8 protein-coding genes are annotated in these 11,626 nt (G+C 73.4%); 2 read left to right on the forward strand and 6 right to left on the reverse strand.

All coding sequences use genetic code 11. From position 1 onward, the window contains the following. Nucleotides 1-63: 63 nt before the first annotated feature. The 6 genes from ACWH4W_RS15645 to ACWH4W_RS15670 form a co-directional block, all read right to left on the reverse strand. On the reverse strand, nt 64-1,887 hold the full coding sequence (locus tag ACWH4W_RS15645) for a hypothetical protein (RefSeq protein ID WP_473076336.1): 1,824 nt from the start codon (nt 1,885-1,887) through the stop codon (nt 64-66). 296 nt (nt 1,888-2,183) lie between these two features. Next, nucleotides 2,184-3,665, reverse strand: coding sequence for a TrkH family potassium uptake protein (locus ACWH4W_RS15650; protein WP_473076337.1), 1,482 nt, complete (start codon nt 3,663-3,665; stop codon nt 2,184-2,186). A 62-nt stretch (nt 3,666-3,727) separates the two neighbouring features. Further along, a complete protein-coding gene (trkA, locus tag ACWH4W_RS15655; RefSeq protein ID WP_473076338.1) occupies nt 3,728-5,041 on the reverse strand; it encodes a Trk system potassium transporter TrkA in 1,314 nt (437 codons plus the stop codon). Between the two features lie 517 nt (nt 5,042-5,558). Then, nucleotides 5,559-6,839: a ribonuclease D gene (locus ACWH4W_RS15660; protein WP_473076339.1), complete on the reverse strand. Its 1,281-nt coding sequence runs from the start codon at nt 6,837-6,839 to the stop codon at nt 5,559-5,561. Nucleotides 6,840-7,029: 190 nt separating this feature from the next. Continuing rightward, on the reverse strand, nt 7,030-7,692 hold the full coding sequence (locus ACWH4W_RS15665) for a helix-turn-helix transcriptional regulator (protein WP_106411910.1): 663 nt from the start codon (nt 7,690-7,692) through the stop codon (nt 7,030-7,032). Nucleotides 7,693-8,075: 383 nt separating this feature from the next. Further along, entirely contained in the window at nt 8,076-8,708 is a 633-nt protein-coding gene (locus tag ACWH4W_RS15670) for a DUF3000 domain-containing protein (RefSeq protein ID WP_473076340.1), read from the reverse strand. Nucleotides 8,709-8,958: 250 nt separating this feature from the next. Here ACWH4W_RS15670 and hemE point away from each other — a divergent pair, with 250 nt between their 5' ends. Both hemE and ACWH4W_RS15680 read left to right on the forward strand, forming a co-directional pair. Continuing rightward, nucleotides 8,959-10,026, forward strand: coding sequence for a uroporphyrinogen decarboxylase (gene hemE / locus ACWH4W_RS15675; protein WP_473076341.1), 1,068 nt, complete (start codon nt 8,959-8,961; stop codon nt 10,024-10,026). Between the two features lie 307 nt (nt 10,027-10,333). Continuing rightward, nucleotides 10,334-11,620 (forward strand): ABC transporter substrate-binding protein, encoded by a 1,287-nt coding sequence (locus ACWH4W_RS15680; protein ID WP_473076342.1) that lies wholly within the window; start codon nt 10,334-10,336, stop codon nt 11,618-11,620. Nucleotides 11,621-11,626: the final 6 nt, after the last annotated feature.

Here is an 11,626-nt window from a genome sequence, read left to right on the forward strand (position 1 = left end):
GGAGCGGCGAACATCACACGACCGGCCCCGCGGAGGGGGCCGGTCCGGCGTCCCGCGCCGGCCCTACGACCGCCTCAGCCGCGTGCGCAGGCCCCGGCGCAGCCGCGCCCCGGTGCTGACCCGCTGGCCGCGGCCGGAGACCCGGCGGGCCACCGAGGCGGCCCGGTCCTCACGCACCTCCAGCTCACCGGCCTGGTGCGCGAACAGCCCGCCGCCGGTGCTCATGGCGACCTCCGCCGTGTACGTCCCGGGCGGGACGTCGGAGAGGTCGACGCCCTCCTTGTCCAGCGAGGTGAAGAACCCGAACGCGTACGAGCCGAAGTCGCCCGGCGCCAGGTGCGGGCGCACCTGCTCCTCCCGCCTGACCGCCTTCAGGGCGACGGTGTGCGTGGAGTCCGCGCCGCGCAGCGTGAGGTAGTACGTCGAGTGGGTCGCGCGGTCGGCGTTGCGTCCGGGGAGGAAGAAGACGCCGTACACCCGGAGCTTCGGGCCCTCCATCGCGAACCGCTTGAGCACGAACACGGACCCTCCGGGGCCGGCCGCGGTGAGGTCCCGCTTGATCACCCGGACGCTCTTCGCGTCGCCCCGGAGGACCACCTCGCGCCCCCGGGAGGCGGCGCGGCGGTCGATCGCCCGGTACGCGACCAGCGGCACCCTGCGGTCGATGCCCTCGCTCTCGCTGGTCACCCGCGCGAACACGTCGTACACACCGTCGGGCAGCGCGTCGAACAGCTCACGCGCCTCGCAGGTGAAGCCGCCGTCCTTGTAGGACGCGAAGTGCGTGTCGAAGTACTTCAGGTAGAGCTGGTCCACCGGCACGGTCTGCGCGTCCGCCACCCACGCCCGGTCGTCCCGCACCAGCACGAGCTGCTTGGTCTCCCGCGCCCCGGCCTCCTCGCCCTGTTCCGCGGAGACGCCGGGCAGGAAGGCGTGCCCGGACAGCGTGGCCCGCTCGGGGGTGAGCTGCGCGGCGGTCAGCACGCCCGCCGCGGTGTCCCGTGCCCGCAGGTCCGCCAGGTGCTCGGCCGCGGTGGGCTCGTCCACCTCGTTGGAGCCGACCTGCACCTCCCCGAACCGCGGCACCGTCCCCTCGGTCAGCGCGTAGATGACGCTGAGGATCACCGAGAGGCCCTGCCGCGTCACCTCCGCGTGCTTCACCAGGGCGGGGGACTCCACCATGAAGAAGTTGAAGTTGGAGTACTTCCGCAGGGCCGGGAGGAAATGGACGACGTGTTCCTCGTACTGGTAGTCCTTCGTCGAGGAGAACAGGTAGATGTTGCGGTCCAGGTCGGTGGTCTCGGCCAGCAGCTCCGGGAGCACCGAGTCGAGCCGGTCCACGTTCTCCTGCGGCTGGCCCTCGCCGAGGACCCACTCGCCGAGCACGCCGTGCCCCTGGGAGTAGCTGCCGATGAAGTACTGCGGCGTGGAGGCGACGATGTTCCGGTAGCCGTACTTCAGGGCGTAGTAGATGGCGGCGCTGCCGCCCTTCGAGGAACCGGCCAGCACCACCGTCTCACGGGAGAGTCCCAGCTTTTCCCGGTAATGGGTGATCAGTTCCTCGACGGCCTCCGAAACCGAGAAGTCCATCGCCCGCGCCACGTAGTACGACGGGCCCCCGTCGAACCGGTCGCGGATTCTCAGCACGTTGCACTGGACGCCCGAAAGGGCGGCGCCGAATCCGTACTTCGAACCCACGGAGGAAAACACCACGAGCAGGTTGCCGTGGTCGCCCGCAGCGGGCGTGAATTCGTACTCGATTTCCCAGTTGCCGTATTTCTCCACACGTATCTCGGGCGTGCGGATCGTCGCTGTCCTGTAGTTTTCGGACGTGTGGGGGAGTGTGTCCGAATGCTGCGGGTTGACCGGGCGGACCTGGGTGGGTTCCATGAAATGGTGCCCCTTGTTCCTGTCAGAGATTTTCCGTTCGGAGTTCGGGCCGCTCCGCGGGAAACTCCTCCGACATGGTCTACGGGTGTTTTCGCAGGGAGAGCAGCCGGGACGAGGCTAACCCATCCCCCCGCCACGGAGCGAGAGGCGGCCCTGTGCCTCGTCCCGCGTATTCCCGGGCACCCGCGACGCATGCGGACAGCACGCCGGAATCCGGGGCAAGTGCCCCGCGCGACAGCGGACTTCCCCGCGTGTCCGGCGCCGCCCGCCGGCCGGGTCACGGCGGCGCCGCGCGCTCACGCGCGCCAGTAGCCGCGGCCGAGCAGCACCGCCAGCGGCACGATCTCGATACGGCCGAGCAGCATCAGCGCGCCCAGGATCACCTTCGACGCCTGGCCCAGCGGCGCGTACGAGCCGGACGGACCCAGCTCCCCGAAGGCCGGGCCGACGTTGCCGAGGCAGGCCGCGGCGGCTCCCAGCGCGGTGAACACACCGCCGCCGCCCGCGTCCGCCCCGGCGTCCAGGGCCAGGCCGAACGCCCCCAGCACCAGGGTGAGGACGTAGAGGAGCGCGAACAGCAGCACCGAGCGGAGCGCCTGCGCGCCGACCACCCGGCCGCTCACCCGCACCGGCAGGACCGCGTCCGGGTGCACGGCCTGCTCCAGCTCGCGCCGGGTGAAGCGGAAGAGCACGAGATGGCGGACGACCTTGACCGAACCGCTCGCCGACCCGGCACACGCCCCGACGAACATCAGCGCCAGCAGGGTGAGCGTGGCGACCGTGCCCCACTCCGCCCAGTCGGCCGTGGCGAAGCCGGTGGTGGTCATCACCGACACCGCCTGGAACGCCCCGTGCCTCAGGCCGTCGAGTCCGCCCGCCGCACCGGAGGCCCACAGCGCGGCCGCCACGGCGCAGGAACCGGCGACGAGCAGGACGGCGTACAGCCGCAGTTCCTCGTCACGCGCGGCGGCCCGCACCTGGCGCAGCGCGGCGAGACGGTACAGCCGCAGCAGGTTCACCCCCGCCACCGCCATCAGCCCGCACAGCACCCACTGCGTCACCGGCGCGAGACCGCCCGCCGAGTCGTCGTGCGGGGCGAACCCGCCGAGGGACACGGCGGACGTCGCGTAGGAGAACGCGTCGAAGAGGCCCATCCGCCGGTCGAGCCCGGACCACCCCAGGGCGGCCAGCACCAGCACGCCGGCCGCCGTCACCGCCAGGTACACCTTCCACAGCCGCCGGGCCGTGTCCCGCACGGTCGCGCCGAGCGTCTCCATCTCCACGGGCCCCGGCAGCTCGGACCGCAGCAGCTCACGGCCGCCGATGCGCAGCCGCGGCAGCACCGCGAGCGCCAGCACGATGATGCCCGCGCCGCCCAGCCAGTGGGTGAACTGGCGCCAGAACAGCATGTCCGGCCCGAGCGCGTCCAGGTCGTCGACGACGGTCGCGCCCGTCGCGGTGAACCCCGACATCGCCTCGAACCAGGCGTCGACCGGGCGGTCGAGCTGGGGGACGTGACCGAGCAGGAACGGCGCCGCGCCGAACGCGGGCGCGAGCAGCCACACGGCGACGACGACGAGGAACCCCTCCCGCACGCCCAGCGGGGGCCGCGGTCCCGTCAGCCGCTTCAGCGCCAGGCCGGTCAGCGCCACGGCGAGTCCGGGGACGAGGAACGGCCACGGGGGTTCGCCGGTCCCGAGCGCCACGGCCGCCGGCGGCACGAACGCGAGCGCGAACCAGGCGAGGAGGGCGCCGACGACGCCCAGCGTCGTCCGCACGTCGACGCAGGTCCGCCCGCGCGCGAACCACCGGCGACGCTGCGGCAGCGGACGCGGCGGCCTCACAGGTCGTGCTCGATCGCGGGGACGCGGTCGGGCTCGGTGAGGACGACGACCCGGTCCCCGGGCCGCAGTTCGTCCCCGTCGCGGGGGAAGAACACCGTGCCGTCCCGCACGATCGCGCCCACGGCCGCGCCGGGCACGGCGCCGACCGGACCGTACGCGAACCGGCTGCCGGGCCGGACGGTGACGTCCAGCACCTCGAAACGGTCGTCGCCCAGCATCGCCATCTGGCGGGTGCGCTCCCCGAACGTGAAGCGGGCCATCTTCTCGGCGGTCTCGTCGCCCGGGTCGATCGTCACGTCGACGCCGGCCGCCTTGAACACCTCGGCGGCGGCGGGGTCGCCGAGAACCGTCAGGGCCAGCCGCACCCCGTGCAGCTTCACCAGCACCGCCGCGTGCAGATTGCGCGAGTCGTCCTTCGCCGCCAGCACCGCCGCCCCCGCCGTGCCGATGCGCTCGCGGCGCAGGAACGCCGGGTCCAGACCGCTGGTGCGGAACACCCGCGCCCGGTCCAGCGCGGCGGCGGCCTCGCGGGCGCGGGCCGCGTCCGGTTCGACGATCCGCACCATGACGCCCCGGTCGAGCAGCACCCGCGCCACAGCGGTGCCCATGCGCCCCGCGCCGTAGATCACCACGTCGTCGACGGGGGCGGCGCCGGTGACCACCCGGCTCCAGGCGCGGGCCGCCGCGGGGGACGCCATCGCGATGATCCAGTCGTCCTCCCGTACGACCTCGTCCGCGCCCGGCACGGTCCAGTCCCCGTCGCGTACGAGGGCGACCACCCGGGACGCGGCGGGCAGTCCCGCCTCCCGCAGGGGACGTCCGGTGAGCCGCGGGGCCGCCGCCCCGCGGGCGTCGACGCCGATGACGACCACCTCGCCGTGGACGAAGAAGTCCACGTGCCGGGCGCCCGGCACGTGCAGGACGCGTTCGACGGCGTTCGCCGTCTCGAACGCCGTCGAGACGAGGAGGTCCACGTCCAGGTCGCCCGCCCGCCACGCCTCGAGGTAGTCCGTCCCGGTGGCCCGTACGACCGTCCGCGCCGACGACAGCCGGCGGGCGAGCATGGCGGTGACCAGGTTGACCTCGTCCCGCGAGGTGCACGCCATCACCAGGTCGGCGTCGGCGACGCCGCCCTCCAGCAGCGTCTCGCGCCGGGTGCCGCTGCCGTGCACGGTCCGTACGTCGTAGGCGTGCGACACGGCCTCCAGCCGCGCCCGGTCGACGTCGATCACCGTGCACTCGTGCGCCTCGGCGAGCGACTTGACCACCGTCCCGCCCACCTGCCCGGCCCCCACCACGACAACCCGCATGCCGGCATCGTGGCACGGGGGCGGGGTGCTGCCCGGCACCGACGCCGGGCGACACGGGCACGCGAGCGGCCTCACGGGCGACGGCGGGGGCGTGCGCCCGGCACGCGGCCGGGTCCGCGACGCCGGTGCGCGGGGTGGACCGGCCGGAACCGAGGAGGCTCGCCGGGAAGGGCTTCTCACGGCCTTGCCCGACTGCGGGACGCGAGCCGAGCCCGTGCGGGGTGTGTCCGTTCCGCCGCGAGGCCGCCGGGCGCCGCGCCGCCCTCGACGCCCTCGCGGCGCGAGCCGGGAATCCCGCTGGATCCCGGCTTCGTCGATGACGGGGGCCGGGGGAGGGACCGTCGGGACGTGGGGCGGCACAGCCCCCGGAGGCGGGGGTGCGTGAGGGCGGGCGTCTCCTGAGCGAACGGACCGTCAGGGCGTCGGGCGAGGCGCCCCCGCCGACGGGCGGCACGGCTCGTCGACGGGAGACCCTGCCGGCGGACCCGTGGCCGGCCGCGTCCCTCCGGGGCGGTGGTCAGGCCGTGAGCGCCGCCACCAGCACCGGCGTCACCTGCTCCACCTGCCAGGCGCGGGCGCCGTGGGCGGTCAGGGTCGCGGCGACCGTCTCGGCGGTGGCCGGGGCCGGCGGCTCCCAGCAGACCCTGCGGACCGTGTCCGGCGTGATCAGGTTCTCCGCGGGCATGTTCAGCCGCTCCGCGAGGGCGGTCACGCCCGCTCGCGCGGCGGACAGCCGGGCCGCGGCCGCCGGGTCCTTGTCGGCCCAGGCGCGTGGCGGCGGGGGACCGGTCACCGGCTGGCCGGGCTGGGGCAGCCGGTCCTCGCTCAGCGCCTTCGCCCGGTCGACCGCCGCCTGCCACTGTTCGAGCTGGCGGCGGCCCACCCGCTGCCCGAAGCCGTTCAGCGCGGCCAGGGCGTGCGGGTTGGACGGCATGGCGAGGGCGGCCTCGACGATCGCCGCGTCGGACAGCACCTTGCCGGGGGACACGTCACGGCGGCGGGCGATCCGGTCCCGGGTCTGCCACAGCTCCCGTACGACGGCCATCTGCCGCCGGCGGCGGACCTTGTGCATGCCGGAGGTGCGCCGCCACGGGTCCTTGCGCGGCTCGGGCGGCGGCGCCGAGGCGATCGCGTCGAACTCCTGCCGGGCCCAGTCCAGTTTGCCCTGCCGGTCCAGCTCCTTCTCCAGCGCGTCCCGCAGGTCGACCAGCAGCTCGACGTCGAGCGCGGCGTAGCGCAGCCAGGGCTCGGGCAGCGGGCGGGTGGACCAGTCGACGGCGGAGTGGCCCTTCTCCAGCTGGAAGCCGAGCACGTTCTCGACCATCGCGCCGAGCCCGACCCGCGGGAACCCGGCCAGCCGGCCGGCCAGCTCGGTGTCGAAGAGCCGCGTCGGCACCATGCCTATCTCGCGCAGGCAGGGCAGGTCCTGGGTGGCGGCGTGCAGCACCCACTCCACGCCGGACAGCGCCTCGCCGAGGGCGGACAGGTCGGGGCAGGCGACCGGGTCGACCAGCGCGGTGCCGGCGCCTTCGCGCCGGAGCTGGACGAGGTAGGCGCGCTGTCCGTACCGGTAGCCCGAGGCGCGCTCGGCGTCCACGGCGACGGGCCCGCGGCCCGCGGCGAACGCGGCGACCGCCTCGGCGAGGGCGGCCTCGTCGGCGACCACGGCCGGGACGCCCTCGCGGGGCTCCAGCAGGGGGATCGGCGCCTGTGCAGCAGAGGATCCGCCGTCGTCCGGAGGGGCGCCTCCGGTGGTGCGCAGTGAACTGTCTGCTGCGGTGTCGTGGGCGTCGGTCACCTGTCAAGAGTATCCGTACGTGCCGGTCCCCGGTCCGTCCCTCCGCCCGGTGACCCCGCCGACCAGCGAGAACAGGCCGCCGCACGGCCCCGGCGGTCCCCCGCGCGGCGGCGCCCGCCGACGCGGGGGGGGCGTCGACGGGCACGGGAAGGGGGGCGGGGCGGGATGCCGAACGGTGCGGAGGGCGGGGTCAGTGGATGATGCCGGTGCGCAGGGCCACCGCCACCATCCCGGCGCGGTCGCCCGTGCCGAGCTTGCGGGCGATGCGGGCGAGGTGGCTCTTCACCGTGAGGGCGGACAGGCCCATGGAGACGCCGATCGCCTTGTTCGACTGGCCCTCCGCAACCAGCCGCAGCACCTCGACCTCACGGCCGGACAGCTCGCGGTAGCCACCCGGGTGACTCGGGGCACCCGGGGGACGGCGGTGCAGGCGGGCGGCGGCCGCGCCGATGGGAGCGGCGCCGGGTCGGGTGGGGAGCCCGAGGTTGGTCCGCGTGCCGGTGACGACGTAGCCCTTCACTCCGCCCGCCAGCGCGTTGCGCACGGCGCCGATGTCGTCGGCGGCCGAGAGGGCGAGGCCGTTGGGCCAGCCCGCGGCGCGGGTCTCGGAGAGGAGGGTGAGGCCGGAACCGTCCGGCAGGTGGACTTCGGCGACGCAGATGTCGCGGGGGTTGCCGATGCGGGGACGAGCCTCCGCGACGGACGAGGCCTCGATCACATCGCGCACACCGAGCGCCCACAGGTGGCGGGTGACGGTGTTACGGACGCGCGGGTCGGCCACGACCACCATGGCGGTCGGCTTGTTCGGGCGGTAGGCGACCAGGCTTGAGGGCTGCTCGAGGAGAACGGACACCAGGCCTCCTGGGTGCGGGACGGGGGCGGCTCGTGGGAGTGAAGCCGGGACGAACCGTGCTTTCAAGGTCACAGTCGTCTTCGGCACCCAACCTGATGTCCTTTAGGAAATGATCACGATCCGGTGAGTAACAATCCGGGCAATTCGGACGCGCGATCGATCATTCGAAGATCGAACGGTTTCGGTCTGCGTCGCAACACTTCCGAATGTGGCCGTATCGACAAAGAGACGGCCGACGGGGCGTCCGGTGAGCATCCGGGAGACGTCCCACGACGAGTGGCCGAAACCCACCGGTGTCCGACCGGTGTCCCACCGGCGTGCGACCGGTGTCCCACCGGCGTGCGACCAGCTCTCGACCGGACTGCGACCGGCCGGTGAAGCGCTCAGCGTGACTGCGGCCCCCGCCGCTGCGGAAGCGTCACCACCGACGCGTCCCCGGGCGCGGCCGGCGGCAGCCCCGCCACCTGCGCGAGCAGATCGCACCACGCGACCAGATGGGCCGCCGTGTCCGGCACCCCGCCGAGCCCCTCGCGCGGCGTCCAGGAGGCGCGGATCTCGATCTGCGAGGCGGCCGGCCGCTCGGACAGCCCGCCGAAGTAGTGGGAGCTCGCCCGCGTCACCGTCCCGCTGGGCTCGCCGAACGCCAGCCCCCGCGCGGTGAGCGCGCCCGTCAGCCAGGACCAGCACACCTCCGGCAGCAGCGGGTCCGCCGCCATCTCCGGCTCCAGCTCCGCACGGACCAGGGTCACCAGCCGGAACGTGCCCCGCCAGGCCTCGTGCCCGGCCGGGTCGTACAGCAGCACCAGCCGGCCGTCGGCGAGGTCCTCCTCGCCGTCCACGACCGCCGCCTCCAGCGCGTGCGCGTACGGCGCGAGCCGCTTCGGCGCGGGAGTGGGCTCCACCTCGATCTGCGGACGCAGCCGCGCGCCGCGCAGCGCGTCGACAGCGGCCCGGAAGGGCAGCGGGGACGTGCCCCCGGCTCCGGTGTCGCCCCCCTCCTCCTTCGGTTCGTCCATTCCGCCAGCGCCGTCCGACAGTCGTCCCTGAGCCGCACCCATGCGGGGAAGGTTAAGCGGAACGGGCCGTCGGCGCAGGGAGGGACACCCGTGCCGTCCGGGGGTGTCCGGATCGCACCGCACCCCCCGTCGCGCGCCCCCGCTCCCGGTGAGCGCCCCGGCGGCGGCCGGGCGGGCGGCGAGGGTGACTCCCGCCACCCGGGATCCCCGGCGGCCGGGACCGTTCCGGCGACATGCGAGACTGGCCGGTGTGAGCGCCAACGTGAGCCCGACGGGCAGCCAGCCGACTTCGACGTACGACAGTGCCTTCCTCAAGGCGTGCCGGCGTGAGCCGGTGCCGCACACCCCGGTGTGGTTCATGCGGCAGGCCGGGCGCTCCCTGCCGGAGTACCGCAAGGTGCGCGAGGGCATCGGCATGCTCGACTCCTGCATGCGCCCCGACCTGGTCACCGAGATCACGCTCCAGCCGGTGCGCCGCCACCAGGTCGACGCGGCCATCTACTTCAGCGACATCGTCGTGCCCCTCAAGGCCATCGGCATCGACCTCGACATCAAGCCGGGCGTCGGCCCGGTGGTCGAGCAGCCGGTGCGCACCCGCGCCGACCTCGACCGGCTGCGCGACCTGACCCCCGAGGACGTCCCGTACGTCACCGAGGCGATCGGGACGCTGACCCGGGAGCTGGGCACGACCCCGCTGATCGGTTTCGCGGGCGCCCCCTTCACCCTCGCCAGCTACCTCGTCGAGGGCGGCCCGTCCCGCACGTACGAGAACGCCAAGGCGATGATGTACGGCGACCCGGAGCTGTGGGCGGACCTGCTCGACCGGCTCGCGGAGATCACGGCCGCCTTCCTGAAGGTGCAGATCGAGGCCGGCGCCTCGGCCGTCCAGCTCTTCGACTCCTGGGCCGGCGCCCTCGCCCCCGCCGACTACCGCCGCTCGGTGCTGCCCGCGTCGGCGAAGGTGTTCGACGCGGTGGCCCCCTACGAGGTGCCGCGCATCCACTTCGGCGTCGGCACGGGCGAGCTGCTCGGGCTGATGGGCGAGGCCGGCGCGGACGTCGTCGGCGTCGACTGGCGCGTCCCGCTGGACGAGGCCGCCCGCCGCGTCGGCCCCGGCAAGGCGCTCCAGGGCAACCTGGACCCGACCGTGCTGTTCGCCGGCCGCGAGGCCGTCGAGACGAAGGCGCAGGAGGTGCTGGACGCGGCGGCCGGTCTGGAGGGCCACGTCTTCAACCTCGGCCACGGCGTCATGCCGTCCACCGACGCGGACGCCCTGACGCGGCTGGTGGAGTACGTCCACACGGCGACCGCCCGCTGACCGTGTACAGCTGACCGTTTCCAGGCGGCCCACGGGCCGCCGGTGAAGCCGGTGCGGCGCGCCCCCGCGCGCCGCACCGGCTTTTCGCGTTCCTGGGCGCCCTCCTCCACCGCCTTTCCGTCGCCCTCCTCGTCCGTCATCTCGAACAGCGGTCGCTATATCGGTAACGATTGCGCAACTTGCGAAAACTCTGTGTTGCTCAGCTGTCATTTCCGGCGATAGACCTTGCCCTACTTCGCGGATGGCCCATTAGTTTGCGCAAACTAATCAGCTTTTGGATCGCTGACGACAGATCAGGAGCTCCACAATGACGAGGAAGACCCGCAGCGCGACGGCTGCCGCGATCGGCGTGTGTCTCGCACTCGCCGCCGCCGGCTGCGTCGGTGGCGGCGACGACGGCGCAGGCGGCGGCGAGGGAACGGTGACCGTCTGGACGAACGCGATGGAGGGACGCGGCCTGGTCTTCTGGCAGAACGCCGCGAAGGAGTACCAGAAGCTGCACCCCGACGTCACGATCAAGATCCAGTCCGTGCAGAACGAGGACCTCGACGGCAAGCTGCAGAACGCCCTCAACACGGGCTCCGCGCCGGACGTCTTCCTCCAGCGCGGCGGCGGCAAGATGCAGGCCATGGTCGACGCCGGCCAGATCCAGGAGCTGGCGCTCACCGACGCCGACCGGGCCAACGTGGGCGAGGCTGCCCTCGAGGGCTCCTCCATCGACGGCAAGGTCTACGCGATGCCGCTCGACACCCAGCCCGAGGGCATCTACTACAGCAAGGACCTCTTCGAGAAGGCCGGCATCACCGCGCCGCCGACGACGCTGGACGAGCTCAAGGACGCCGTCGCCAAGCTCAAGGCGATCAAGGTCGCCCCCATCGCGGTCGGCGCCAAGGACGCCTGGCCGGCCGCGCACTGGTACTACAACTTCGCCCTGCGGGAGTGCAGCCAGGAGACCATGCAGGAGTCCGCCAAGTCGCTCACCTTCGACGACCCGTGCTGGACCAAGGCCGGCGAGGACCTCGCGGAGCTCCTGGGCACCGACCCCTTCCAGAAGGGCTTCCTCACGGCCACCTCGCAGCAGGGCGCCGGCTCGTCCGCGGGCCTGATGGCCAACCACAAGGCCGGCATGGAGCTCATGGGCAACTGGAACCCCGGGGTCATCGCCGACCTCACACCGGACAAGAAGCCGCTCCCCGACCTCGGCTGGTTCCCCTTCCCCGCCGTCCCCGGCGGCAAGGGCGACCCCACCGCCATCATGGGCGGCGCCGGCGGCTACTCCCTCTCCAAGAACGCGCCGGAGGAGGCCCTCGGCTTCCTCCAGTTCACCGTGACCAAGGAGCAACAGGAGGCCTACGCCGAGGCGTTCGACACCATCCCGGTGAACAAGGAGGCCCAGGGCGTCGTCACCGAGCCGTACAACATCTCGGCGCTCGAGGCCTTCAACAAGGCCGCCTACTCGATGCAGTTCCTCGACACCGTGTACGGCCAGAACGTCGGCAACGCCATGAACATCGCCGTCGTGAACCTGCTGGCCGGCAAGGGCTCCGCCGCCGACGTCGTCAAGGACGTCAAGGCCGCCGCGGAGAAGGGCTGACCGGGC

It is taken from the genome of Streptomyces sp. DSM 120436, assembly GCF_055778765.1.